Annotated in this window: 24 protein-coding genes and 2 tRNA genes; 13 read left to right on the top strand and 13 right to left on the bottom strand. The window is 62.6% G+C overall.

Features of this window, described 5'->3' with window-relative positions; translation table 11 throughout:
* Positions 1-321: 321 nt before the first annotated feature.
* Both IYY11_RS21270 and IYY11_RS21265 read right to left on the bottom strand, forming a co-directional pair.
* Positions 322-636 carry a hypothetical protein gene (locus tag IYY11_RS21270; RefSeq protein ID WP_196405705.1) on the bottom strand — a complete coding sequence of 105 codons (315 nt, stop codon included), beginning with the start codon at positions 634-636 and terminating at the stop codon, positions 322-324.
* A gap of 118 nt (positions 637-754) precedes the next feature.
* Positions 755-829, bottom strand: a tRNA-Val gene (locus tag IYY11_RS21265).
* Between the two features lie 251 nt (positions 830-1,080).
* Between IYY11_RS21265 and IYY11_RS21260 the strand changes: the two genes are divergently transcribed.
* The 3 genes from IYY11_RS21260 to IYY11_RS21250 all read left to right on the top strand — a co-directional run bounded on the left by IYY11_RS21260 (position 1,081) and on the right by IYY11_RS21250 (position 3,102).
* Positions 1,081-1,260, top strand: a complete 180-nt coding sequence (locus tag IYY11_RS21260) for a YdcH family protein (RefSeq protein WP_196405704.1) — start codon at positions 1,081-1,083, stop codon at positions 1,258-1,260.
* A gap of 108 nt (positions 1,261-1,368) precedes the next feature.
* Complete coding sequence (locus IYY11_RS21255; protein ID WP_196405703.1) at positions 1,369-2,784, top strand: protein adenylyltransferase SelO; 1,416 nt, start codon at positions 1,369-1,371, stop codon at positions 2,782-2,784.
* Between the two features lie 102 nt (positions 2,785-2,886).
* Positions 2,887-3,102, top strand: coding sequence for a YdcH family protein (locus IYY11_RS21250; RefSeq protein ID WP_196405702.1), 216 nt, complete (start codon positions 2,887-2,889; stop codon positions 3,100-3,102).
* A gap of 34 nt (positions 3,103-3,136) precedes the next feature.
* Here the strand turns inward: IYY11_RS21250 and IYY11_RS21245 are convergent, their stop codons facing one another.
* Positions 3,137-4,348: a cation:proton antiporter gene (locus IYY11_RS21245; protein WP_196405701.1), complete on the bottom strand. Its 1,212-nt coding sequence runs from the start codon at positions 4,346-4,348 to the stop codon at positions 3,137-3,139.
* Positions 4,349-4,539: 191 nt separating this feature from the next.
* On the opposite strand from IYY11_RS21245, the gene purE reads away from it, so the two are divergent.
* Both purE and IYY11_RS21235 read left to right on the top strand, forming a co-directional pair.
* Positions 4,540-5,004 (top strand): 5-(carboxyamino)imidazole ribonucleotide mutase, encoded by a 465-nt coding sequence (gene purE, locus IYY11_RS21240; RefSeq protein ID WP_196405919.1) that lies wholly within the window; start codon positions 4,540-4,542, stop codon positions 5,002-5,004.
* The gene (locus tag IYY11_RS21235) at positions 5,004-6,080 is read left to right on the top strand and encodes a 5-(carboxyamino)imidazole ribonucleotide synthase (RefSeq protein ID WP_196405918.1); all 1,077 of its coding nucleotides are present in this window, start codon (positions 5,004-5,006) and stop codon (positions 6,078-6,080) included. The genes purE and IYY11_RS21235 overlap by 1 nt, the downstream gene beginning before the upstream one ends.
* Here the strand turns inward: IYY11_RS21235 and nhaR are convergent.
* Positions 6,077-6,967 (bottom strand): transcriptional activator NhaR, encoded by an 891-nt coding sequence (gene nhaR / locus IYY11_RS21230; protein WP_196405700.1) that lies wholly within the window; start codon positions 6,965-6,967, stop codon positions 6,077-6,079. The two genes, IYY11_RS21235 and nhaR, sit on opposite strands and share 4 nt — an antisense overlap.
* 120 nt (positions 6,968-7,087) lie before the next feature.
* Between nhaR and IYY11_RS21225 the strand changes: the two genes are divergently transcribed.
* The 4 genes from IYY11_RS21225 (at position 7,088) to IYY11_RS21210 (ending at position 10,501) form a co-directional block, all read left to right on the top strand.
* Positions 7,088-7,315 carry a hypothetical protein gene (locus IYY11_RS21225; RefSeq protein ID WP_196405699.1) on the top strand — a complete coding sequence of 76 codons (228 nt, stop codon included), beginning with the start codon at positions 7,088-7,090 and terminating at the stop codon, positions 7,313-7,315.
* An 88-nt stretch (positions 7,316-7,403) separates the two neighbouring features.
* Positions 7,404-8,072, top strand: a complete 669-nt coding sequence (locus IYY11_RS21220) for a carbonic anhydrase (protein ID WP_196405698.1) — start codon at positions 7,404-7,406, stop codon at positions 8,070-8,072.
* A 44-nt stretch (positions 8,073-8,116) separates the two neighbouring features.
* On the top strand, positions 8,117-9,682 hold the full coding sequence (locus IYY11_RS21215) for a SulP family inorganic anion transporter (protein ID WP_196405697.1): 1,566 nt from the start codon (positions 8,117-8,119) through the stop codon (positions 9,680-9,682).
* A gap of 78 nt (positions 9,683-9,760) precedes the next feature.
* Entirely contained in the window at positions 9,761-10,501 is a 741-nt protein-coding gene (locus tag IYY11_RS21210; RefSeq protein WP_312029760.1) for a DUF2490 domain-containing protein, read from the top strand.
* 22 nt (positions 10,502-10,523) lie between these two features.
* Here the strand turns inward: IYY11_RS21210 and IYY11_RS21205 are convergent, their stop codons facing one another.
* The 5 genes from IYY11_RS21205 to IYY11_RS21185 all read right to left on the bottom strand — a co-directional run bounded on the left by IYY11_RS21205 (position 10,524) and on the right by IYY11_RS21185 (position 15,494).
* The gene (locus tag IYY11_RS21205; RefSeq protein WP_196405696.1) at positions 10,524-12,533 is read right to left on the bottom strand and encodes an acetyl/propionyl/methylcrotonyl-CoA carboxylase subunit alpha; all 2,010 of its coding nucleotides are present in this window, start codon (positions 12,531-12,533) and stop codon (positions 10,524-10,526) included.
* 74 nt (positions 12,534-12,607) lie between these two features.
* Positions 12,608-13,243: an ATP-dependent Clp protease proteolytic subunit gene (locus IYY11_RS21200; RefSeq protein ID WP_124737773.1), complete on the bottom strand. Its 636-nt coding sequence runs from the start codon at positions 13,241-13,243 to the stop codon at positions 12,608-12,610.
* Positions 13,244-13,450: 207 nt separating this feature from the next.
* Positions 13,451-14,797 carry a trigger factor gene (gene tig, locus IYY11_RS21195; protein WP_196405695.1) on the bottom strand — a complete coding sequence of 449 codons (1,347 nt, stop codon included), beginning with the start codon at positions 14,795-14,797 and terminating at the stop codon, positions 13,451-13,453.
* A gap of 76 nt (positions 14,798-14,873) precedes the next feature.
* Positions 14,874-14,958 (bottom strand) — tRNA-Leu (locus IYY11_RS21190).
* A 218-nt stretch (positions 14,959-15,176) separates the two neighbouring features.
* Positions 15,177-15,494, bottom strand: coding sequence for a hypothetical protein (locus tag IYY11_RS21185; protein ID WP_196405694.1), 318 nt, complete (start codon positions 15,492-15,494; stop codon positions 15,177-15,179).
* Between the two features lie 110 nt (positions 15,495-15,604).
* Here IYY11_RS21185 and IYY11_RS21180 point away from each other — a divergent pair, with 110 nt between their 5' ends.
* The 3 genes from IYY11_RS21180 (at position 15,605) to IYY11_RS21170 (ending at position 20,442) form a co-directional block, all read left to right on the top strand.
* Positions 15,605-16,960 carry a multicopper oxidase family protein gene (locus IYY11_RS21180; RefSeq protein WP_246720147.1) on the top strand — a complete coding sequence of 452 codons (1,356 nt, stop codon included), beginning with the start codon at positions 15,605-15,607 and terminating at the stop codon, positions 16,958-16,960.
* Between the two features lie 122 nt (positions 16,961-17,082).
* Entirely contained in the window at positions 17,083-18,144 is a 1,062-nt protein-coding gene (locus IYY11_RS21175; protein WP_246720146.1) for a crotonase/enoyl-CoA hydratase family protein, read from the top strand.
* 3 nt (positions 18,145-18,147) lie between these two features.
* Positions 18,148-20,442: a bifunctional diguanylate cyclase/phosphodiesterase gene (locus tag IYY11_RS21170; protein ID WP_196405692.1), complete on the top strand. Its 2,295-nt coding sequence runs from the start codon at positions 18,148-18,150 to the stop codon at positions 20,440-20,442.
* A 17-nt stretch (positions 20,443-20,459) separates the two neighbouring features.
* Here the strand turns inward: IYY11_RS21170 and IYY11_RS21165 are convergent, their stop codons facing one another.
* Entirely contained in the window at positions 20,460-21,152 is a 693-nt protein-coding gene (locus IYY11_RS21165) for an enoyl-CoA hydratase-related protein (protein WP_246720145.1), read from the bottom strand.
* 415 nt (positions 21,153-21,567) lie between these two features.
* On the opposite strand from IYY11_RS21165, the gene IYY11_RS21160 reads away from it, so the two are divergent.
* Positions 21,568-22,146 (top strand): hypothetical protein, encoded by a 579-nt coding sequence (locus tag IYY11_RS21160; protein WP_196405690.1) that lies wholly within the window; start codon positions 21,568-21,570, stop codon positions 22,144-22,146.
* 7 nt (positions 22,147-22,153) lie between these two features.
* Here IYY11_RS21160 and IYY11_RS21155 read toward each other — a convergent pair whose 3' ends face one another.
* The 3 genes from IYY11_RS21155 to proS are packed head-to-tail and all read right to left on the bottom strand — an operon-like array spanning position 22,154 to position 25,460.
* Complete coding sequence (locus IYY11_RS21155) at positions 22,154-22,837, bottom strand: ABC transporter ATP-binding protein (RefSeq protein WP_196405689.1); 684 nt, start codon at positions 22,835-22,837, stop codon at positions 22,154-22,156.
* Positions 22,838-22,842: 5 nt separating this feature from the next.
* On the bottom strand, positions 22,843-24,123 hold the full coding sequence (locus IYY11_RS21150) for a lipoprotein-releasing ABC transporter permease subunit (RefSeq protein ID WP_196405688.1): 1,281 nt from the start codon (positions 24,121-24,123) through the stop codon (positions 22,843-22,845).
* Positions 24,120-25,460: a proline--tRNA ligase gene (proS, locus tag IYY11_RS21145; RefSeq protein WP_196405687.1), complete on the bottom strand. Its 1,341-nt coding sequence runs from the start codon at positions 25,458-25,460 to the stop codon at positions 24,120-24,122. Before proS ends, IYY11_RS21150 begins: the two co-directional genes overlap by 4 nt.
* Positions 25,461-25,537: the final 77 nt, after the last annotated feature.

Below are 25,537 nucleotides of genomic sequence, written 5' to 3'. Positions count from 1 at the left end.
AGGCGATTTTTGACGTGCGCACAACCATTACGAGAAGCAGCCTCACTGCCATAGCCCCGGATAATTTCTGACAGGCGAAATTTTTTGAGGGGCGAGGCGTGCGGGGGGCGACCGCTAAGCACGCCAACCGAATGGCCAAAATCTCCGTAGGCCGAGAAAAAATGGCGGCAAGGCCGATTTCCTCCCATATCAGCCGGGTTTTGGGGAGGGAGAAGTGTGCGGCTGAAGCACGAGATAGGGGTCGGCGACCCGTTTTTTGGCCCTACCCGGCCTTCGCGCAAAAGGCCCCCACCCCCATCGCCCGCCAGTGGATTGCGCGAATTACGCGGCGAGGTCGGCTTCGTCTGGCCGGTGACTGGGCGGAACGTAGTGCGACGTGCCGACCAGCGCCCGGACGCTCGCCGGCAGCGCGTCATCGTCGGCGATGACCTGGAGCTTGAGACCGAGCGCGCCCAAGATGGAGGGCAGAGACATTTCGCCTGGCCGCTTCATGCCGCATTCGAGCTTGCTGACATATCCATCGGCGACACCGACCGCTTGGTCTAAGGCAAGGCTCGCGATCCGCAGTTCATAGCGCCGAGCCGCGACGAGCTTCATCAGCTCGGATAGCGATGTGCATTCACCGACGACGCGCATCAAGCCTCCGCGTGCAAATCATGTCGCGCGGGAGTCTATCGCAAGCGCGGCCTGCTTCCAACCTGCTTCCAATGTGAGGGGGTGTTTTCCGAAGCTTTTCGTAAGCTTTTGATTTTTATGGTGGGCGCGACAGGGATTGAACCTGTGACCCCTACGATGTCAACGTAGTGCTCTCCCGCTGAGCTACGCGCCCCCAGGCCCGTGGGCCGGAGCGCCCGTCTATACTGACGTACGCGGCGACGCGCAAGCGGGCTTCGCCTGCGACGTTGGGAATCAGCCTCGCCCGCAAGCCACGGAAAGAATTGACGTTCCGTAAAGGCCATGGGCTTCGCATGCAAAAGTTTTGTGACGTGGCGCGATTTCGAGTCTTGCGGCGCGCCCGCTTTGTGGCAGACTTAACGCCCCTCCCGCTTGTCGAGCGGAGAGAAGTTAAGGAGGTTTCGCATGTCCTTGCAGGGCCATATCGTCGAACTCCAGCGCCGCCATGACGCGATCAAAAAGGAGATCGAGCAGGAACAGCTGCATCCCCAATCGGACGAATTGAAGATCCTGGAACTCAAACGCAAGAAGCTGCAGATCAAGGACGAGCTCGCCAAATTGTCGATTAGCGAAACGCGACATTAGCGTTTCCCTTCGCTCACTTTCTGCTTTACGCCATGGGCGGAGAGAGATCTCCGCCTTATTTTTTTGGGCGTTCGCGCCGCGGCGCGCGATTTGCGAGACCTCGTCCTTATGCCCGTCACCGAGCTTTATCGCCCCGAGACGCTACACGAAGGTCTGGGCGAGCCCTTCTTCGACCGCGTCGCACCCGCCAGTTTCCCCGAACATCGACTCCGCTACCGCAATCAGCGTTGGGCGGCGCGGGTCGGCCTCGACGCTCTGAGCGATGCGGAATGGATCGAGCATTTGGGGCGTTTTTCGCCGCTTCCGGGCGGGTTCGCGCATCCGCTGGCGCTGCGCTACCACGGCCACCAATTCCGCGTGTACAACTCGGATCTCGGCGACGGTCGCGGCTTCCTGTTCGCGCAGTTGCGCGACGCCAAGGACGGCCGCCTGCTCGATCTCGGCACCAAGGGCAGCGGCCAGACTCCCTGGTCGCGGCGCGGCGACGGGCGGCTGACGCTCAAGGGCGGCGTGCGCGAGATTCTGGCGACCGAGATGCTCGAGGCGCTCGGCGTCGACACCTCCAAGACCTTCAGCCTGATTGAAACGGGCGAGGCGCTGATGCGCGGCGACGAACCCTCGCCGACGCGCTCCAGCGTGCTGGTGCGCCTGTCGCATTCGCATATTCGCATCGGAACGTTTCAGCGCCTCGCCTTCCATGACGACGCCGCGGCGATCGAGAGGCTACTCGACCACGTCTGCCGTCACTATTTCCCCGCCATCGCCGATCTGCCGGCGCCGGAGAGGGCCCTCGCCTTTCTCGAAGAGGTCGTAGCGCGGGTCGCCCGGCTCGGCGCCGGCTACATGGCGTCAGGCTTCGTTCACGGCGTGCTGAATTCCGACAATATCAACGTCACCGGCGAGAGCTTCGACTATGGGCCATGGCGCTTCGCGCCAGTCTATGACCCGACCTTCACCGCCGCCTATTTCGACGAAAGCGGGCTTTACGCCTTCGGGCGTCAACCCGGCGCGCTCGGCTGGAATCTGTCCCGTCTGGCCGAATGTCTGATCCCCCTCATCGGGCTAAAGACCGCCGAAAAGGTGCTGGCGACCTTTCCCACGCGTATCCAGCAGGAGTTTCGCGCGGCGCTGCTCAATCGGCTCGGGCTCGCCTCGGCCGGCGAGGAAGCCGACGCGGCGCTGGCGAAGGCCTTCGTCGATTTTCTGACAGTGACGCAGGCCCCTTTCGAACGGACCTTCTTCGACTGGCGCGGCGGCTTGGCGTCCGCCGGGCGCGCCAAACACAGTCCGTCGGCGGCGCACTATGACGCGGAAGCCTTCGCGCCGCTGCGCGCCGCTTTGGCCGCACACGAACCGGCGCCTTCCGCGCGCCTCGATCACCCCTATTTCCAGGGCGCGGCGCCCTGTACGATGCTCATCGACGAAGTCGAGGCGCTTTGGGCGGCGATCGCCGAGCGCGACGACTGGGCGCCGCTCTACGCCAAGATCGCTGCAATCGAGGAGATGCGGAGCGCCTATGAATGACGACAGAGCAATTCGCTTGAACGCGCCATGGCTGCGGCGCGATAATTGCGCTCCAGCGCCATCGATTCCTCAGCGTTCAATGGCGCTCAACGGCGGCTGTCAATGAACGAAACGAGCGAGATCGAAACGAGCGCGACTCGCGCTGAAGTCGCACGGCTTCGGCTGGAGCATCACGATCTGGAGACCGCGATCGACGCGTTGCTGGCGGTCGGCGTCTCCGATCAGCTGCAGATTCAGCGGCTGAAGAAGCGCAAGCTGCTGCTGCGCGATCGCATCGCCTATCTCGAAGACCAGCTTACGCCCGACATCATCGCCTAAGCTGGTTTCCTCTTCCGCCGCGCAGAGGGCGGACTTACGGCCGCCCCGGCACGAAGCCCAATGCGCGGAGCAGCAGCGGCATGGTCAGGCCCTGAACCACAATCGAGAAGCCGACTACGGCGAAAGTGATGGCGAGTATCTCGTCGCGTTGCGGCAGATCGCCCGGAAGCGACAGCGCCAGGGCGAGCGCAAGCGCGCCGCGCAAGCCGCCCCACCAGAGAACATGCTGCTCGCGAAACGAGATCTTCCATCGCGAAAGGAAAAATAACGAACTCAACGGATAGACGACGATGGCGCGCGCGCAAAGCACCGTAGCGATCCCCACGGCCAGCGCCGTCGCTCCAACGGCGCCGAACGGGGTCGACGCCACATCCGCGCCAATCATGAGAAACACCATGGAATTGGCCAGAAAAGCCGCGAAATCCCAAAAGGACAGAACGAATTCGCGCCCCTTGAGACTGATGTAGCCGCCTTCCTGCTCGCTCAGCAGGCCCAGATTGCCCATGACGAGACCGGCCGTCACCGTCGCCAGCACGCCGGAGACATGGAAATATTCTGCGACCAGAAACGAGCCGAACGCGGCGATGGTGGTCAGCGCCGCTTCGATGAGATGTTCCGAGGTGCGCAGCGAGGCGAGGATGGCCGCCCCGCCGAACAAACCCCCGACAACGACGCCGCCGAACACGACTTTCACAAGCGTGAGGGCGGTCGCCGCGGCGCTCTGGTCCGCGCCGCCGCTTTGCACGAAGGCGAGCGCCATGACGAAGAGCACCGCCGCAGCGCCGTCGTTGAGCAGGCTTTCGCTTTCGACCAGCAGCCGCATGCGGCCTTTGATCCGGTTGTCCTTGAACATCGCAATGATCGCGACCGGATCCGTCGCTGCGATCAGCGCGCCAAACAGCATCGCCGAGAAGAGCGGCCAGCCGAGCAACGTCGTCATCGACGCCGTGACAACCGCTGCGGAAACGACCGTTCCGATTCCCGCGAGCAAGAGCAAAGGCAGCGAATCGCGCACCAGTTCGCGCCAGGACAGAGTCAGCGCCGCCTCGAACAGCAGCGGCGGCAAGATCAAATCAAAGATCAGATCATGCGTGAGATGCGGCGCGAAGTCGGCGCCCGACAACGCGACGGCGGCGCCGACGATGACCAGCCCGACGGTATAGGGCAGTCTGATTTGACGGGCGGCGATCGCCACGATCATCGCCACCGCCAGCACGGCGACCGCTTGTCTCAGGCTTTCATCCATAATTCGTCCACGCCGATAGAGAGAATGCTGTGGAGTCTTAGCGCGGGCGCCGCCCGCTCGCGAAGCGAAATCGGTCCGCGATCGACGCCGATCGCGCGCTTGCCTATCGAGAAGCCATCGTCTATGCCGCATGGCTTCCCTTTGTAAAGGAATGCAGTGTGGGGAAGTCGAAACCGCCCGTCGCCGTCATCATGGGGTCGCAATCCGACTGGGCGACGATGCGCCACGCGGTGGAAACTCTCGCGGCGCTCGATATCGGCTGCGACGCGCGCATCGTTTCGGCCCATCGCACGCCCGATCGACTGGCGACGTTCGCGAAGGGCGCCGAATCGGAAGGCTTCCAGGTCATCATCGCCGGGGCTGGCGGCGCCGCGCATCTGCCGGGCATGACAGCCGCGATGACGCGGCTGCCGGTCCTCGGCGTTCCGGTCGAATCGGAAGCGCTGAAGGGCCTCGATTCGCTTCTCTCGATCGTGCAGATGCCGGGCGGCGTGCCCGTGGGAACCCTCGCCATCGGCAAGGCCGGCGCGATCAACGCCGCGCTGCTCGCCGCCGCGATTCTTGCCCTCGCCGACAAGGCGCTCGCCGCGCGACTCGCCGACTATCGCGCGCGTCAGACGGACAGCGTGGCGGCGACGCCGCGCGACGGCGCTTGATGCTCGCGCCGGGCGCGACGATCGGCATTCTTGGCGGCGGCCAGCTCGCGCGCATGCTGGCGCTGGCGGGCGCGCGCCTCGGACTGAAGGCGCATGTTTTCTCTCCAGTGTCCGACGATCCGGCCTTCGACGTGTGCGCCGCCCGTACGCAAGCCGGCTTTAACGACGAAGCCGCTCTCGCCGCCTTCGCCGAATCTGTCGACGTCGTGACGTATGAATTCGAGAACGTGCCCGCCCGCACGGCGCAAGTGCTCGAGGCGCATCGGCCGGTGCGCCCCAATCCCAGGGCGCTGGCCCTGACTCAGGATAGGCTCATCGAGAAGCAGTTCGTGCAAAGCCTCGGGATCGCGACGGCCGATTTCGTCGCCGTCGACAACGCCGGCGCGCTTGCGCGCGCCGTCGCGCAGCTCGGCCGCAACTCGATCCTGAAGACGCGGCGCCTCGGCTACGACGGCAAGGGTCAGACGCAATTGCGCGATGGCGGCGACCTCGCGGTCGCCTTTCGCACGCTTGGCGGCGCGCCATGCATTCTGGAGAGCGTCGTGCCCTTCGAAAAGGAAGTGTCCGTCGTCGCGGCGCGCGGACTTTCCGGCGAGTTTCGCGCCTATGACGTGTGCGAGAATTTCCATGAACAACACATTCTAGCGAGGACTCTGGCGCCCGCGGAGATCTCCGAGGAAACCGCGACAAGGGCGGTCGACGTCGCCCGGCGCCTCGCCGAGGCCGCCGATTACGTCGGCGTGATCGCGGTCGAGATGTTCGTGGTCCGCGATGGCGACCGCGAAACCTTGATCGTGAATGAAATTGCGCCGCGCGTGCATAACTCCGGACATTGGACGCTCGACGGCGCGCTGACCTCGCAATTCGAGCAGCATATGCGCGCGGTCGCCGGCTGGCCGCTCGGCGCCACGCGCCGGCACGGCCGTCGCGTCGAGATGCGCAATCTGATTGGCGAGGACGTCAACGCATGGCCGGAGCTGGCGCGCGAAGACGGCGCCTGTCTGCATCTTTACGGAAAAAAAGAGACGCGCGCGGGCCGCAAGATGGGTCATGTGACGCGCGTGTTCAACGATTAGACCAGCCAGTCCCGGGCGCTCTCGAGAATGGCCGCGACTCCCGCGTGCTTGATCTTTCTCTGCGCGGTGATCGCATAGAATCGTTCGCTGACCCCGTCCAGCGTCGCGATATATTTAACGCCATATTGCTCCTCGACCTGGGCGCGAACGGCGGTCGGCGCCATGAAGACGCCGGCGCCCCCCGCCCCGAATGTCTTCAGCAGGGCGCTGTCCTCGACTTCCGCGACGATTTTCGGAAACAGACTGTTGGCGTCCAGCCATTGGTCGAGCGAACGTCGCAGCGCCGTGTTCGTCGTCGGCAGCAAGAGCGGCGCACCGTCAAGGCAACGCGGGAAATTCTTCCGATAGCGCTGCTGCAGTTCGAGCGTCGCAAACGCAGCCACCCCGCATTCGCCGATCGGATGATTGTAGATCCGCGCATCCGCGGCGCCTGTCGCAGGCCAGTCTGAAAACACGAGATCGACTCCGTGCACTGGCAGTTCAGCCAGGAGGCGCTCGGTTTTATCCTCATGACAGACGACTTGATTATGCGCGGCGAGCGCGGGTTCGAGCAGACGATAGACGAGAAGTTTCGGCAGGGCGTTGGAGACGCCGACGCTCAGCCTGACGCTTACCGCCCCGGCGCGGTTCTTCAAGGCGCTGCCGAGTTCGCGGCCCAGCGAAAATATTTCGTCGGCGTAATTGAACACCGTGCGTCCGGTTTCGGTCATCACGAGATTGCGGCCTTCCTTGCGGAAGAGCTGCGCGCCGATCGACTCCTCCAGAACCGCGATCTGGCCGCTGATCGTCGGCTGCGCCAATCCGAGCTTTTCGCTCGCGCGGGTGACGCCGCCCTCCCGGGCGACGTTCCAGAAGTAGAACAGGTGCTGATAGTTGAGACGGTCCATGGTTCCATAGCTTTTATCGATGTAACTAATTTATATATCCTTATTTTCAATATCAATCCCCTGCGCCATCTTTGATGACGTCAGCGTCGCGGCGGCGCTCGACGAAAAGGAGGACAGGCAATGGCGCATCGCTTCGCACTCATCGCGCTGGCCTTGGCCGGTGCGCTGGCGTCGCCCGGATTCGCCACCGGGCGTGAATTCATCGACGGCGCTCCTGGACACTGCCTGCTTTGCGACCTCTTTAGCCAATTGCGCACGCGCAACGCAGATGCGGATTGCCGACCGCCGACGGCCGACGACGTGGGCGGATCGGAGCAGGCGGATGAAGGAACCGGCGGCCTGAATTGACGCGGCCGCCAGAGACGCTCGGGCTGTTTTCATGCGGTTGGAGCGCGACTTCACGGCGCGATCTGACGCTAAGCAATAGGAGTTCAAGGTGCAGCGGTTAATCGAAGGCCTACACCACTTCCAGTCGCAGGTGTTCGGTAGCCAGCGCGACTTGTTCGAGCGCCTCGCCCAGGGGCAGGCGCCGGAGACGCTGTTCATCACCTGCGCCGATTCGCGCATCGACCCGTGCCTGCTCACCCAGTCGGCGCCTGGAGACCTTTTCATCCTGCGCAACGCCGGCAATCTCGTGCCGCCCTACGGCGCCGTGCGCGGCGGCGAAGCGGCGACCATCGAATTCGCGATCGCCGGCCTTGGCGTCAAGGACATCATCGTCTGCGGCCATTCGCATTGCGGGGCGATGAAGGGCCTGCTCGATCCGCCGCCGGCCACAGCCTTTCCCGCGCTGAGCGACTGGCTGTCGCACGCCGAAGCCACACGGCGCATCATGCACGAAAAATACGCGGACAGAACCGGGGCAGAACAGCTCAACGTCGCCATCCAGGAGAATGTGCTCGCGCAACTCGAAAACCTGCGCACGCATCCTGTCGTCGCCTCCGCCCTCGCTCAGGACAAACTGAGGCTGCATGGCTGGGTCTACAAGATCGAGACAGGCGAAGTCTTTGTTTATGACCCCGCGACGCGCCAATTCGCGCTTGCGCCGACGCCATCGGAAATGCCTGCGCACGAAGAGAGAGAACGCGTCAACGTCGAGGTTTGACCTCGCGCCGCCTCCGCGAACCTGAACCATTAAAGGATGCGAAAATGTCTTTAGATCTTGATGTCGCGCCTTCTCGTCTCTCGAGGATTAAAGACGACGTCTTCGCTTCCATCGTCGTGCTGCTCGTCGCCCTTCCCTTGTCGATGGGTCTCGCGCTCGTCGCCGGCTTTCCCTTCGAGAACGCCGCCGCCGTCGGCCTCATCAGCGGCGTCATCGGCGGCATCGTCGTCGGCATGCTTTCGGGCTGTCCGCTGCAGGTGAGCGGCGCGGCGAATGGCGCGGCCGTGATGGCCGCCGTGTTCATCAAGGACCTCGGCTTCGAGGTCTTCGGGCTCATCGTGATAATGTCGGGCGTGATTCAGATTGCGGCCGGCGCCCTGCGTTTCGGACCGGTGTTCCGGGCGGTCGCGCCGGCGCTGATTCAGGGCATGCTCGCCGGAATCGGCTTGCTGATTTTCGCCTCGCAATTTCATGTGATGGTCGACGATACGCCGCCCGGGACGGGACAGGAATTCGGCGGCGTCATCAATCTCTGGTCGCTGCCGGTCGCCGTTTGGAAGGGCCTGACGATGGAGGCGCACCAATCCGCCGCCCTGATCGGACTGCTCACGGTCACCGTCATTCTCGCGTGGCGCCGCTGGGCGCCGAGATGGCTGTCTTTTCTCCCGGCCCCGCTCATCGGCGTCGGCCTGGCGACGGCGGCTGCGGCGTTCTTCGCCCTCGACATCAAATATGTCCCGGCGCCGGACGATCTTCTGGCTGCGGTGAATTTGCCGACGACGCACACCCTTGGCAGGATCGGCGAGGGCGCGCTCTGGGCGGCGGCGTTGTCGCTCGCGTTCGTTTCGAGCGCGGAATCGCTGCTGACGGCGACCGCCGTCGATGCGATGCAGCGCCGCACGCCGCGAACCCGCTACAACAGGGAACTGGTGGCGCAGGGAGTCGGCAATTTCCTTTGCGGAATTCTTGGCGTGCTACCCATATCGGGCGTCATCGTGCGCAGTTCGGCCAATGTCACGGCGGGGGGACGCACGAGACTCTCGACCGTGCTGCATGGCCTGTGGATTCTGCTGTTCATCACCCTCGCGCCCGACGTGCTCCGCATCATCCCCGTGGCGAGCCTCGCGGCAGTGCTGGTCTACGCGGGGATCAATCTGATCAATCTCGGATTCGCGCGCTTTCTCTGGGGTCAGGATCGTATCGAGACCGGCATCTACGCGGCGACGATGGCGACGGTGGTCGCGACCGACGTCTTGACCGGCATTGCGGTCGGCGTCGGTCTGGCGGTCGCGCGCCTGCTCTACACGTTCTCGCATCTCAACATCCGCAGGGAACAGATCAACGGCATGACCGTGATCCACCTGGAGGGCGCCGCGACGTTTATACGGCTGCCGCAACTCGCCGCCGCTTTCGAAGCCCTGCCGCGGGGCGCGCGTCTCCATGTGCATCTCAACGAGCTGAAGTATATCGATCACGCCTGTCTCGATCTGCTCGCGAGCTGGGACGAGCAACTTCGCAGCGACGGCGGCGAACTGGTGCTCGATTGGGATGCGCTGCACGGCCTGTTCCGGGAGCGGGCGCGTCCCACGCCCACATCAGTCGCGGCCTGATCTACCATCTCTGTGGTTTGACTGGCGTGAGAGGAGTCGCTCCAATGCGCTGGGCGCTCGATTTTCACGGAGACGGCGGTGTCAGCGGCGACACTTCAAAGGACGAGGCGGCTCGCCGTTTGCGTCGGGTCCTTGCTCGGAATTTTCGCGACCGGCCCAGCGGCGGCCGTCGACGAAGATTTCAGGATCTGGGAAAACGTCACCACCATCGCCAAGCTCGGCGCGATTGATCCGAGTCTGGAAAAATGGCGGCTGTGGCTGGAAAGCCAGGGACGCTTTCGGAACGATGGCACAAGCGCCGATCAGGCGCTGGGGCGCGCCGGCGTCGGCTATGCGCTATCCGACAAGGCCAGCCTGTGGCTGGGCTACGCGCATATCGCGACGTTTCCGCAAGACGCCAAAACGCAACATGAAAATCGGATCTGGCAACAGGTCCTGCTGACCGACAAGGCCGCCTTCGGCGACCTGACAAGCCGCACCCGCCTTGAACAACGCTTCATTCAGAACGTGAACCCCGTCGAATGGCGCCTGCGCCAATTTGTGCGCTTTTCGCATCCGCTCTGGGAAAACGCTCCCTTGAGCCTCGTGCTCTGGGATGAGGTGTTTGTGCGGCTGAATTCAACGACGCCTTCAACGCGGTTCGGCTTCGATCAAAATCGCGGCTTCGCCGGCCTTGGCTACAGTTTCAGCGAGAAGGCGCGCGTGGAGATCGGCTATATGAACCAGCTCATCCAATCGCGCGTCGTCTCGCAGCGCGAGCAGAAGTTCGATCACCGGATCAATCACATTCTCTCGGTGAGCATGTTCCTCAACCTGTAACGCCCCGTCAGCGCGCGACGCCTTAAGCGAACTCCATGATCACGGCGTCGACCGCAAGACTGTCGCCGGCCTTCGCCAGGATCTTCTTCACGGTCACGTCGCGCTCGGCGCGCAGCACGTTCTCCATTTTCATGGCTTCGACCATGCACAAAGCCTCTCCGGCCTTGACTTCCTGACCTTCCGTGACGTCGACGGTCTTCACCAGGCCGGGCATTGGACACAACAGGTGCTTGGAGGCGCCGGCGTCTTTTTTCTTCGGCATGAAGGCGACAAGCTCCGCCTCACGCTTGGTGTAGACGCGCGCGGTGACGTCGACGCCCTGATGCGACAGCCCATAGCCGTTGAGGATGGGCCGCGCCTGCACATAGACCGTGCGGCCGTCGACATCCCCTTCGAGCACGAGTTCGCCGGGACGCCACTGGGTCGAAACGCGATGGGCGCGCTGATCGCCGTCGGCGAAACGCACGATCAGCGCTTCGCCTTGCGCCTCGACGCAGACGTCGAATCTCTGATCGCCAAGCATGCACACGCGTTCGCGCTCGAATTCGACCGGCCGTCCGCCGCGCAGTTGTCCGGAGATCTTGCGTTTACGCTCATTGCCGATGTGGTCCATGAGCGTCGCGATCGCGGCAAGCGTGTGCGCCAGATCTCCACGAGGCTCGGGCGAAGAAAATCCTTCCGGATATTCTTCGCTGATAAAGCCCGTCGAGAGATTGCCTGAGCGCCAGCGCGGACTCTGCATGAGCGACGACAGAAACGGAATGTTGTGGCGAATTCCATCGATCACGAAGCGATCGAGCGCGTCGGCCTGCGCCACGATCGCCCGAAGGCGGTCCGGCGCATGCGTCACCAGCTTGGCGATCATCGGATCGTAGTGGATCGAGATTTCGCGGCCTTCGGTGACGCCGGTGTCGTTGCGCAGCGTAACGCCGCCTTCGCGCTTCTCTTCCGGCGGCCGGTATTTGACCAGTCGCCCAACCGAGGGCAGGAAGTTGCGCGTCGGGTCCTCGGCATAGATACGGCTCTCGACCGCCCAGCCGTTGATCTTGACGTTTTCCTGCTTGAGTTGCAGCGGCTCGCCCGCCGCGACGCGGATCATCTGCTCGACAAGATCAATGCCGGTGATGAGCTCCGTCACCGGATGCTCGACCTGCAGGCGGGTGTTCATTTCAAGGAAGTAGAAGCTCTTGTCCTGACCGGCGACGAATTCGACCGTGCCCGCCGAATCATAGTTCACGGCCTTGGCGAGGGCGACGGCCTGCGCGCCCATTTCGCGACGAGTCTTCTCGTCCAGCAGCGGCGACGGCGCTTCTTCAATCACCTTTTGATTGCGGCGCTGAATGGAACATTCGCGCTCGTTCAGGTAGATGACATTGCCGTGCTTATCGCCGAGCACCTGAATTTCGATGTGGCGCGGATTGACGATGAATTTCTCGACGAAGACGCGGTCGTCGCCGAAGGAAGACGCCGCCTCCGAACGCGCGCGCGTGAAACCTTCGATCACTTCGGCGTCGGTGAAAGCGACGCGCATGCCCTTGCCGCCGCCGCCAGCCGACGCTTTCAACATCACCGGATAGCCGATGTCCCTGGCGATCGTAACGGCCTCTTCGGCGTTCTCGATGACGCCAAGGTAGCCGGGCACGACGCTGACATTGGCGGCTGAGGCGAATTTCTTCGACTCGATCTTGTCGCCCATCGCCTCGATGGCGCGAATATTGGGGCCGATGAAAACGATATTCGCCTCGGCGAGCGCATTGGCGAAGGCGGCGCGCTCGGACAAAAAGCCATAGCCCGGATGCACCGCTTCGGCGCCGGTTTCCTTACAGGCGGCGACGATCTTATCGATCAGCAGATAAGACTGGGCGGCGGGCGGCGGGCCGAGACGGACGGCCTCGTCGGCCATTTCGACATGCAAAGCGTCGGCGTCGGCGTCGGAATAGACGGCGACGGTTGCAAGTCCCATGCGCTTCGCCGTCTTAATGATGCGACAAGCGATCTCGCCGCGATTGGCGATTAGAATTTTACGAAACATGCGCGCCCCAGTGCCCCAATCCCTCAAGCAATTGGCGCCGGACGCTCAGAAAACGCGGCCGACGCCTTCAGCGTTTATCGCTTGGCGTCGCTCTCGTCGTCAGGCCGTCGCTCCTGAACGGCGTCGACGATTCCGAAATGCCGCGCCTCTTCCGCCGACATGAAATGATCGCGGTCAAGCGTGTGCTCGATCGTCTCATAATCCTTGCCCGTGTGTCGGACATAGATGTCATTGAGGCGCTTTTTGACTTTCAGAATGTCTTCCGCATGGCGCTGGATATCCGACGCTTGACCCTGAAAGCCGCCAGACGGCTGGTGAAGCATCACGCGCGCGTTCGGGAGCGCATAACGCAGACCGGCGGCGCCCGCGGCCAGCAGAAGCGAGCCCATCGACGCCGCCTGCCCCACGCAAAGCGTCGAAACCTTCGGCTTGATGAACTGAATCGTGTCGTAGATGGCGAGGCCGGACGTCACCACGCCGCCCGGCGAATTGATGTAGAGCGAGATTTCCTTTTTGGGGTTCTCGGACTCCAGAAACAACAGCTGCGCGATGATGACCGACGCCATGTGATCTTCGATCGGCCCGGTGATGAAAATGATGCGCTCGCGCAGCAGGCGGGAATAGATGTCGAAACCGCGCTCGCCGCGCGAAGTGTTCTCGATCACCTGTGGGATGAGATATTGGCTGTAGTTTTCGATTGGGTCGCGCATCGCGTATCGCCTCTGTGGTCCGGCGGAGGCGGATGCGCCTGCGCCGGGAACTCTTGACCCGTCATATATCTGCGCCCGCGCCGGACGCAAAGACTCGTTTGCGGCCGTCACGCCACGATCACCGCAGCGCGCCATGCGCATGAGCCTGAGATCCCGGATTTTCTCGCGGCGCGCCGCCGCCTGCGGGGAAGGCGGCCGGACGACAGACTATTCCTCGTCTTCCTTGAACAGCTCTTCGCGGGAGACGGTCTTGTCGGCGATCTTGATCAGCTTCGAGAGGTGGTCGACGACGCGCTCCTCGTAGATCGGGGCGCGGAGCTGGGCGAGGGCCTGCTCATTGTTGCGGTAATAGTCCCAAACCGCCTTCTCCTGGCCTGGGAACATGCGCGCCCGCTCGACCAAAGCGTCGGTCAGATCCTTTTCGTCCACCTTCACGTCGGCGCTTTTGCCGATTTCCGCCAGAACCAGCCCCAAGCGCACGCGTCGTTCGGCGATCTTGCGGAACTCGGCCTTCGTCTCTTCCTCCGTCTTGCCGTCTTCGGCGACGGGTTGGCCCGCCCGCTGGCTTTCCTGCTCGTGCTGGCCCCAGATATTGGCGAATTCCTGCGCTACAAGGCTCTCCGGCAGCTCAAAGGAATAGCGTCTGTCGAGCGCGTCGAGGAGCGCGCGCTTCATCTTTTCGCGCGACGCCTTGTCGAAATCGGCTTCGAGATTGCCGCGAACGGCGGTCTTCATCGCCTCGAGCGACTCGAAGCCGTATTTCTTGGCGAGCTCCTCATCGAGCCCGAGCGTCTTGGGCGCCGAAACGGCCTTGACCGTCACGTCGAACTCGGCGTCCTTCCCCGCCAGCTGCTTGGCGGCATAGTCCTCGGGGAACCGGACCTTGACGACCGGCTGGTCGCCGGCGGCGGCGCCCTCGAGCTGCTCCTCGAAACCGGGGATGAAGGTTCCCGCGCCCAGCACCAGATCGACGTCCCCGCCCGCGCCGCCCTCAAAGGGCTCGCCGTCGAGCTTGCCGGTGAAATCGATCGTCAGTCTGTCGCCCTTCTCCGCCTTGCCCCCTTCGGGCTTGGCCTCGAATTCCTGAGCACGATCGGCGAGAGACTGCAGCGCCTTCTCGATATCGTCCTCGGCGACTTCGGCGACGGGACGCTCCAGGGAGATGTCGTCGAAGGCGCCGATGTCGAACTTCGGCAGCGTTTCGAAGGTGACGACATAGGAGAAATCGCCCTCTGCCGTCAGCGCGCGCTCGACTTCCTCCTGCCCGCCGGGGAAATCGATCTTCGGCTCAAGCGCGATGCGCAGCTCGTTTTCCTCGACGATCTTGCGGTTGGCGTCGTTAACCGCCTCCTGCAACACGTCGCTCATGATGCTCTTTCCGTAGAGCTTCTTGAGATGGCCAATCGGCGCCTTGCCGGGGCGAAATCCCTTGATCTGACTCTTCGCCTGAATCTCGGTGAGCTGGGCGGCGAGCTTGGCGGCGAGTTCGCCGGCCGGCAGAACCACCTTGTATTCCTGCTTCAAGCCCTGCGAGGAGGTCTGCGTTACTTGCATCTCGATTAGCCTTCTTAATGACTGCGACGTCGCCGGCGCGCGACGACGATTATGCGACTGCCACGGTAGGCGGCTCTGGTGCGGGCGGAGGGAGTCGAACCCCCACGACTTTCGTCACCGGAACCTAAATCCGGCGCGTCTACCAGTTCCGCCACGCCCGCGATCGGCGGATAGGGCCCGCCTCAATTCCCTGCCCGTGAACCGGGATCGCTTGAGATGAAATCGAACCGTTCGACTCCCTCTCAAACGATCCTGTTCCCCCGAAAAGGCGCAGTCCCTTGCGCGTTTTGAGGGCGCGCCAAGGCGCTCCCAAGCGCGAACTCGATTCGTCGGGCGTCGCTCTATAGCATGGACGCGGCGGGATGCCAGCCGCCGCTGGCTATTGTGGCGCCACGCGGTGATCCGCCCCCTCGAGGCCGCGGATCAGCGTAATGACCTTTTCGCGCCCCTGGGGATCGCGCCATTTGGCGTTGCAGATCGTCGGACCGCAGACGACTTCCGGAAACTTATAGAGGGGCTTGCCGCGGGCGGTTTTCAGCCCGTAGCCGACATTGGGCTTCCAGCCGCCGGCGATCAGCGACTGGCGATAGTCGGAATAGCCTTGCGACGCCTGCGCCCACGCGGCGAGCGGCAGAAACCCGCATGCGCTGCAGAAGCCTAAAATTGCGGCAGTCTTCTTCATGCGCGGCGCGCTCATGTCTCTCGCCTCCTCGTGTTTTGGCCGTTCTCGCGCTCCCCTCACGGCGCGTGACGTTGAAGCTCTCAATCATTGCCCAACGGGCCGGGCTGCGCCATAGCTAGATGGCGATGTCACAACTCCTCTCCCGCCGCGTCGTTCTTTCCGGCGTCGCCGCCAGCCTGGCGGCGCTTCCGGCGATGGCGCAGTCGCCGCCGCTCCCCGCCCTGCGGCGGCTCGAGGCGCGGCCGGGGAAGGCGCGCCTGTCCGGCGGCGGCGAAACCAGCATTCTCGGTTTCGACGGGATCACGCCCGGGCCCATCCTTCGCTACCAGCAGGGCGACGACCTCGCCGTCTCGTTCCTCAACAAGCTAGACCAACCCGCAACCATTCATTGGCATGGCTTGCGCGGCGACAATGCGATGGAGGGCGTCGCCCCGCTGACGCAGGCGCCGGTCGCGCCCGGCGGGTCCTTCGATTACCGCCGCAGGCTCGCCGATCCCGGCCTGTTCTGCTACCGGCCGAGCGTCTATGGCGCGACGCCGGAGCTTGTCGGGCGCGGCCTCAAGGGCCTGCTGGTCGTCGATGAGTCGGCGCCGCTGCCCGCAGACGCCGACCTGCTCCTCGCGCTCGACGACTGGCGGCTTGATGACGCCGGTCAGATCGTCGGCGGCTTCGACGATCCTGCGGCGGCAAGCGGCGTCGGCCGGATCGGCCCGCTGCTCTGCGTCAACGGCAAGGCTGCCCCGGCCCTGCAGAGCCTCGCGCCCGGCGCCAGGGTGCGGCTGCGCCTGGCCAATCTCAGCAATGCGCGCATCATGGTGCTGTCCCTTGCGGGCGCGCAGCCTTTCGTGATCGCCATCGACGGCCAGCCGTGCGACGCCTTCGAGCCGATCAAGCGCAGCATTCCCGTTGCGCCGGGGGCGCGCTTCGAGCTGATGTTCGACATGCCGGAGACCGAGGGCGCCAAGGCCAATTTGATCTTGCGCGGACCGAATGGCGAGGATCGCGACCTTTTCGTCGCGGACGCCAAGGGCGCAAAGGCGTCGAAGCGCCCGCCGATAGCGTCGCTCCCGCAGAATGCGGCGCTCCCTGCCGAGATTAAGCTTGCGAACGCCAAAAAAGTCGATCTCGTGATCGAACCGCGCAAGGCCGCAACCGGCCCCGCCTGGACGATCAACGGCGCGCTGACGAAAGGCTACGAAGGCCAGCCTCTCTTCAAAGTGGCCCGCGGAACCCCGGTGACGCTGGGCTTTGTCAATAAGTCGGGAGCAGCGCTCGCGATGCATGTTCACGGGCAGTGCATGCGTCTTCTGCATGACCTCGATGACGGATGGGAGCCCTATTGGCGCAACGGCGTGATCGTTCCCCCCGGAAAAACCAAGCACGCCGCCTTCCTCGCCGAATCGCCTGGAAAGTGGGCCGTTCATGATGATATTCTGGAGCACGAAGCAGGCGGACTGGCGACGTGGTTCGAAGTCGCCTAGAGCAAGCGTCACAAAGGTTAATAGAACACCGAAATAGAACCACGCTTTTTCCGTCTGTTCAGACCTTTGTCTGAACTTCTTTGACGGAAAATGCTTCGAATACGAGTTGAAGGCATTGCCAAATGCTGGATCAAACTCACTTGAAGCTTGGCGGCTTAGCCCGCCCGCGCCGCCGCGCCTTGCGTCGGGACCCGGACGGCTCGTTTTCTTGCGTCATCGAGGGGGGAGGCCTTGGCCCCGAAGTATCGGATATGATCGGCGCCGCGCACCTACGGCACCCTCCCCAAGATTTTCCGCACTGGCGCTTCGAACTCCTAGAAATTGAATATGACGCGCCGACGCAATCGGTGTGGATGAATTATCGCGCAGACTCGCCGCACTGTTACACTTTGCGGATGTTGCAGGAGGCGATCGAGTTTCGCGACGCGATCAAACGTCTGGCGCAGACGGAGGGCTCGACTTGGCCGATCCGCTATATCGTGATGGCCTCCAAGAAGCCGAATGTATTCAGCTTGGGCGGCGATCTTGCGACATTCGTTTCCTGCATCAGGAACAATGACCGAGATTCCCTGTTAACCTACGCCTACGCCTGTATCGAGGTCATGTACGCGCTAACCTCGGCTTTCGATCTTCCTGTCTTGACGCTGTCCGTCGTCAGGGGACAATGCATGGGCGGCGGCTTCGAAGGGGCGCTGGCCACCGATTTTGTCATCGCCGAGGAGAGCGCGCGTCTTGGAGTGCCCGAGATCGCCTTCAACACCTTTCCGGGAATGGGCGCGGTGACGTTTCTCACCAGGCGCGTGGGGCCGGCGCGAACACAACAGATTCTCTCGGCCGGCCGCGTTTATACGGCGCGCGAACTGTTCGATCTCGACATTGTCGACGTCGTCGCGCCGGAAGGCCGGGCGCTCGAAACCGCCCATGAGTGGATGCTCGACCCCGACGGCGCGAACTGGCGGCGCCGTCAGGCCCTCGTCAACTTTCGGAAGCAATGTTTCCCCGTGCGCAAAGAAGAATTGCTTCGGGTGGTCGAGCTTTGGACGGATTGCTCCATGGCCATTTCACGGCACGACCTGCGCTATATGGAACGGCTCGTTTCGGCTCAGTCGCGTCTTCCCCGCGACGAGCTTCCCTCCGGCAAGGGCGAGGCTTTAAAAAAGCCGCCGCCTTCCAAAGAGGATTAGCTCATGCTCGTCCGCGCGAAGCCAGCCGCCAGCGAAAGCTCCGATGTTCAAATCCATAGCGACCTGGTTGAAACCCTGTTCGGCACCGCCGGTTCGTTTTTTGCGGGCCTTCTCGGCGGCCTCATCGCGCCTGCGCTCGCATGGCTTCTTCTCGGCGATCGAATCTACCTCTACTTCGTGGCGCTGATCGCCGTTCTCGGCGCCTTTCGCCTGTACGTTTTCTTTGCGCATGCGAGCACGCCGGTCTCGCTTCGCCGACGGGATTCGCTGGAATGGGAGAGGCTCTACGCAATTGGCGCGGTCGGCTTCATGACAGCGGTCGGTGCGTCCGTCGCGGTCTTGTTCTATAATCACTACAATGATGTGCTCGGCATTTACAGCATCGTCATTATGATGAGCGGCCTTAGCGGGCTTGCGGGTCGCAACGCCGGCCGTCCCTGGATCGTTCTCGCGCAATCGCTCGGCCTCGCGCTTCCGCTTGCCATCGCCGCGATGATGCATGAAGAACGGCGCTACCTCGGCCTTGCGCTGATTGTCGTGCTGCTGATCGTCTCCATTCATTCAACGACGAAATTTCTGCACGGCAATCTGGAGTCGGCGCTGCGCAACGGCTTGGACGCCACCCGCCAGCGGCAAAAATTCAGCCTCGCATTGAACTCGATGACACACGGCCTGTGCATGGGCGACGCCGATCTGTCCGTCACGGTCGTGAACCGGCGCGTGATCGATTTCTTCGGCATCGTGGCCGCGGCGACGCCGATCCGGCTCGAAGCGCTGGCGCACGCGATCTGCAAGAGCGTCGGCATGTCGCCGCACGAAAGCAAGATCTTTTTTGAGCGGTGGAAGCGGCACGTCACAATGCCGCGTGCGACCATCTTCACGCACAAGCTCGGCGAACGTTTTTTTGAGTTTCACTGCGAACGCGCCGAAGCGGGCTCCTTCATCACCGTCATCGAGGACGTGACGATACAAAAGCGCGCGCTCCGTGAGATTGAGCGCATGGCGCATTTCGACGATCTGACCAATCTCCCGAACCGCTATCAATTTCAGGAGACGCTCGAAGAGGAAATGGTTCAGCTCAGGCAGCGCGGGTTCCACGCCGCGCTGCTCAACATTGATCTCGATCGGTTCAAAGACGTCAATGACACGCTGGGCCACTCCATCGGCGATCAGCTGCTGTCCGCGGTCGGCGCGCGTCTCGCCGCCTGCGTGCCGCATCCGCACGTCGTGGCGAGGCTCGGCGGCGACGAATTCTGTGTGCTGCTGCGCGCCGGCGAACACCTTCCTGAGGTTGACGAACTCGCCGCCAATATCCTTGCCGAGATGCATCGCACCTTCATCGTCGAAAATCACGTCATCAACATCGGCGCGAGCATCGGCATGGCTGCGGCGCCCAACGACTCGGAGACCTCCGGCGGCCTGCTCAAATGCAGCGATCTCGCGCTTTACCAGTCGAAAGCCGAAGGGCGCGGCAAGGCGATTTGGTATTCCCAGGAGATGCAGGATGCGTTGACCCGAAAGCGGGCAATCGACACCGAACTGCGTCACGCGTTCCTGGCGAACGAATTGATCGTCTACTATCAGCCGGTCGTCGATTCCCGCACCGCGACCATCGTTTCCATGGAGGCGCTGCTGCGATGGCGCCACCCGACCCGAGGAATGATCTCACCGGGCGAATTCATTCCTGTCGCTGAAGAAACCGGCATGATCATCGAACTCGGCGCCTGGGCGCTGCGGCAGGCGTGCAATGACGCGAAGTCGTGGCCTTCGAACGTCCGTGTCGCCGTCAATATCGCGCCGAGACAGTTCCAACAGAAGGATCTCGCCGAGATGGTCGCGGCGACGCTCCACGAATCTGGATTGGAGCCCGATCGTCTGGAACTCGAAATCACCGAAACGACGCTCATGGTGTCAGATGACGTCGACAGTAAGTTACGCGAGATCGAAGCGCTCGGCGTCCGTCTCTCGCTCGATGATTTCGGAACCGGCTACAGCAGCCTCGGCTATCTCAATCGTTTCCCGGTCAAGAAGGTCAAGATTGATCGCTCCTTCGCGCGGCAGGCGATCGAGTCGCCGAAGACGCAGGCGATCATTTCGGCGATCTCTGCGCTGGCGCGGGATCTGTCCATCGATCTCGTCGCCGAGGGCGTCGAAACTGACGCTCAACTCGCCTTCATGGCGAGCAAGAATATTTTTCTTATTCAGGGATATCTATACACGAGACCGCGGCCAATCGAGGAGCTGAGACCGCTCCTCAAGTATTGGCGCGACGCGCCGCGCCTCGTCAGCGCGGCGTGATTTACGTTCAACAAGCATCAGTTGCGCTCAAGCGCCACTAAGCTCCGCCGATCAACCCCAGGTTGCACCATGCGCTGCGCGCGAAAAATCGCGTGCGAGGCGTTATAGCGTCGACCGAATTGAGCGAGGTAGCGCTCTATCGCAGCGGCGCCTGGCTGTGGCTCGACGACGTCTCTAACGATCAGCAGTTCATGGGCGTCTTCGGCGGTGAGCGCCCTATTGCTCTCCATGAGACGTTCGGCCTTGACGAAGCCGAGCGTCCGGCCAACCGCCGCGTAAAGTCCCAGAAGATCAGAGGGATCACCCGAGAAGGAGAACTGCGCGTCCCTTTCTGCGACGATGGCGGAGCAATGCATCGCGAAGTCGAAATCGGAGCCGCTCATCAGGCCGCGCGCCCAGGCGAGCGTGATCACCGGCGTATCGACGATCAGCTCGGAATTTTCGGCAGCCATCTCCCCAAAACCCTCCGCCGGCCTCGGCGCCTCTCGCACGCCATGCGCGAAATCATAGACGAGGTAGCGGATCTCGTTCAGCTCGCCTCGGTCGATCGCCGACAGAATCTCGGTAATTGTACGCATCGTTAGGGCGTCAAAACCCGGCCGAGTCTTGCGCAATACTAGAGCCTGGTGGTCTTTCAACCAGATGGTTGAAAGACAGCCGCCGGCGCCAGAAAGTTCAGCTTGGTCACGGAGATAAGGAAAGTTCAACATGTTTCCCGCCATAGTTTGTGAAGGCTCGGTTAAGTTAAATGAAAATTTAACTTCGCCAACCCTGGCGCTCATGATTGCCTCGAAATTGCGCCGAACTTGCGCCAAGTGCATGACGTTTAAGCAACTTCGCTAACGGCGGGCCTTATGAAAAATCATCGTAAGGCGACGAGTTTGTACAATAAAAGGGCCGCGCATACTTTTTTCGCGCCCGTGTGGCCCTTGGTCGCGGGACAAGCGAGCGCAGCTAATTTATATTAACTAAAGCGCTGCTGGAGGTTCCGGAATCTCGCCCGTCGCAGCTCGCGGCTCGCATTCGCTCAAAGGGTGTGCGAAAACTGGCGCGTCGGAACCGGACCTGCGCGCCAAGAAGAGACCGCTCATCGCAGAGCGGCCGGTTCAGAAGGGAGAAAACCAGATGATCATGCGATTTTTCGCCGTTGTGCTGTTCGCGGCGGCTGGCTGGGTCACGCAAGCACACGCGCATGGCGACGTCGGCATCAATCAGGGCCAGTGCCTGATGAAACTCGGCCCCGATACGATGACTTTCACAGGGTATCAGCCGCAAAAGTCGCGTGAACAGTTCTGCGACGACATTCCAGACGCCGGGCCCACCATTATCACCCTGGATGCGCAGCAGGACGAACTGCGAGACATGAATCTCGAAATGCGCGTCGTCCGCGACGTGGGCCAGAAGGACGACACCGAAAATCTTGAGGGGAACACAGAGTATTACTCTCCCCCCAAGAAGTATAAGTCTGGCACACTCACCTTCGAACACGTCTTTCCGCAGGAAGGCAAGTTCATCGGGCTGGTGAAGGCGAAAAGCGACGATGGCGCAAAAGAATATGTCGCTCGCTTCCCCTTCTCTGTCGGCTTGACCCAAACCAGGGAAATAACGATCGCCGTGTTCTTCGCGGGTCTGGCGCTGGTCGGCTTCGGGCTTTGGTACAAAAATCAGTTCATCGACAAGAAGAAGTCTGCGCCGAAGGCTTAAATCGGCTTCAGCTTAGCAGCTCTACTCGACCGTCGCGTAAGGTTACGCGGCGGTCCATTTGTTTGGCGAGCTCCAAATTGTGGGTCGCGATGAGCGCCGCCAGTCCGGTGCTGCGGGCGAGCGCCAACAACGTTCCGAAAACATGCTCCGCCGTGCGCGGATCGAGATTGCCCGTCGGTTCGTCGGCGAGCAGAAGATGCGGCGCGTTTGCGACCGCGCGGGCGATGGCGACGCGCTGTTGTTCGCCGCCGGAAAGCTCGGAGGGCCGGTGCGACGCGCGCGGTCCCAGCCGCAAATAGTCGAGCAATTGTTGCGCCCGCAGGCGCGCTTCGTTTGCGCTCAGGCCATTGATCATCTGCGGCAGCGCCACATTCTCGAGCGCCGAGAACTCCGGCAACAAATGATGGAATTGATAGATGAAGCCGACGGTGGCGCGCCGCAGACGCGTGCGCTCCGCGTCAGACATGCGCGACGTCGGCGCATTCTTGATCAGCACTTCGCCGCCGTCCTGGCGCTCCAAGAGTCCGGCGATATGAAGGAGCGTCGACTTGCCGGCGCCAGAGGGCGCCAGCAACGCGACCGTCTCGCCCGGGTAGATGGACAGATTGACGTCCATCAGAATGTCGAGCCGCGCCTCGCCCTCGCGATAGTGGCGCGCAATGCTGCGGAATTCGAGAACGGCCTCGCTCATCGCGACTACTCGTGGCGCAGCGCTTCGATCGGATCGAGCGATGCGGCTTTCCAGGCTGGATAGATCGAGGCGAGAACGGCGAGCGTGAGCGTCATGGCCACAATGGCCGTCACCTCGCGCGGGTCGACGATCGCCGGCAACCGCGAGAGAAAATAAAACTCCGCGGGGAAGAGATTGGCGTCGAAAAGCTTATTAACGCCGAGGCGGATGGTGTCGAGATTTTTCGCCAGCGCCAGACCGAGCGCAAAGCCGGCCAGCGTGCCCACGACGCCGATCGAAGCGCCGATGATCAGGAACACGCGCAGGACCGCGCCCCGCGTCGCGCCCATCGTGCGCAGTATGGCGATATCCTGAGTCTTGTCCTTCACGAGCATCGTCAACCCGGAGATAATGTTGAAGGCCGCGACCACGACGATCAAAGCAAGAATGATGAAGAGGATGTTTTTCTCGACCTGCAGCGTGTCGAAGAACGTCTTGTTGCGCTGTCGCCAATCGGTGACGATCAACGGCCGCTCAATCGCCTTTTCGACGTTGATACGAAAATCGTCCATCTTCTCGGGATCGGTGACGAAAGCTTCGACGACCGTCGCCTCATTCTCCCTGTTGAAGAAGAGCTGCGCCTCGGTGAGCGGCATATAGACGAAGACGCTATCGAATTCGGACATGCCGATAGAAAAGATCGCGACGACTTTGTAGGCTTTGATGCGCGGGGCGACCCCGAAAGGCGTCTGCGCCCCCTTGGCGATGAGCAGGCTGACCGAATCGCCGACGCCGACGCCGAGCGTCTCCGCCAACCGCTGACCGACGGCGACGCCGCCGGCCTTATCGAATCCCGCGAGCGCGCCGCTCTTGACGTTGCCCGCGACGCCAGGAAGCCGCGTCAGGTCCTTCTCGCGCACGCCGCGCACAAGCACGCCCGATTGGCCGAACTGGGTCGATATGCCGGCCGCGCCCTCGACCATGGGAATTGCAAGCTGGACGCCGGGCAGCTTGGCGGTCTTCGCCGAGACGCGGTCCCAGTCCGTGAACGGCGTCTCCACCGCCTGTAAAAATGCGTGGCCGTTGATGCCGATGATCTTGTCCATCAGCTCGCGATGAAATCCGTTCATCACCGACGTGACGACGATGAGAGTCGCGACGCCCAGCATGATGCCGAGGAACGAAAAGCCGGCGATGACCGACACGAAGCCGTCGGCGCGGCGGGCGCGCAGATAGCGCAGCGCCACCATCCGCTCAAAGGTCGAAAAGGCGCCGGCGCCTCTTGCCGGCTGCGCCGCTTCCGTCATGCCTGAGCCTGTCGCATTGCGGCGACGATGCGGGTGACGGCGTCCTGAGGCGCGAGAAGCTCCCGCTCTCCGGTGCGGCGCTGCTTCACCTCCACCCTGCCCTCAGCCAGGCCCTTGGGCCCGACCACGACCTGCCAGGGCAGACCGATGAGATCAAGCGTCGCGAATTTCGCGCCGGGGCGCTCATCGCGGTCGTCATGCAGCACGTCCAGTCCCGCGTTCTCGAGCTGCTCTACGAGATCGGCGCAGACCTTGCCGGTCGCCGGGTCTCCGGCTTTCAGATCGGCGACCCCGACATGGAAGGGCGCGACGGATTCGGGCCATATGACGCCGTTGTCGTCATGGCCCGCCTCGATGATGGCGGCGGCGAGGCGCGACGGCCCGATGCCGTAGGAACCCATTTGCACGACGACCTCCTTGCCGTCCGGTCCGTTGACGACGGCCTTCATCGGCTCGGAATATTTGGTTCCGAAGTAGAAAATATGGCCGACCTCGATGCCGCGCGCCGCAACCCGCGAATCCTCGGGAACCGCGGCGAAGGCGGCGGCGTCATGCATCTCGCTCGTCGCCGCGTAGCGGCTGGTCCATTTGTCGACGACCGCCTGCAACGCCGCCGCATCGTCGAAGTCGATCGAGGCGGGCGGCGGCGCGAAGGACAGAAAATCTTTGTGGCAAAAAACTTCGCTCTCGCCTGTCGACGCGAGGATGATGAACTCGTGGCTGTTGCCGCCGATCGGGCCGGACTCCGCCGCCATCGGAATGGCGGTCAGGCCCAGGCGCGCGAAGGTGCGCAGATAGGCGACGAACATCTTGTTATAGGAATGCTGGCCGGCTTCCGCCGTGAGATCGAAGGAATAGGCGTCCTTCATCAGGAATTCGCGCGAGCGCATCACGCCGAAACGCGGCCGCACCTCATCCCGGAACTTCCACTGGATATGAAAGAGATTGAGCGGCAGATCCTTGTATGAGCGCACATAGGCTCGAAAGATCTCGGTGATCATCTCCTCATTGGTGGGGCCGTAAAGCATCTCGCGGTCATGGCGATCGGCGATGCGCAGCATTTCCTTGCCATAGGCGTCATAGCGCCCCGACTCGCGCCATAGATCGGCGGACTGAATGGTCGGCATCAGACATTCGATGGCGCCGGCGCGGGTCTGCTCCTCGCGGATGATGGCGTTGATCTTGTTTAAGACCCGCAACCCGAGCGGAAGCCAGGCGTAAATCCCCGCCGACTCCTGTCGGATCATGCCCGCCCGCAGCATGAGCCGGTGCGAAACGATCTCCGCTTCTTTCGGCGTCTCGCGCAGGATGGGCAGGAAATAGCGGGAAAGGCGCATGTGGGATCCAGTGGGCGAATCGAAGGAGCGGCGAGCATAGCCCGTTCGCCGCCCGGAAAAACGGCGCGGGCGGAGCT

The sequence above is a fragment of the Methylocystis sp. H62 genome, assembly GCF_015709515.1.
Classification (GTDB): Bacteria; Pseudomonadota; Alphaproteobacteria; order Rhizobiales; family Beijerinckiaceae; genus Methylocystis.
Note: the sequence above shows the minus strand (reverse complement) of the source record. Positions and strands in the feature narration are given on the sequence as shown.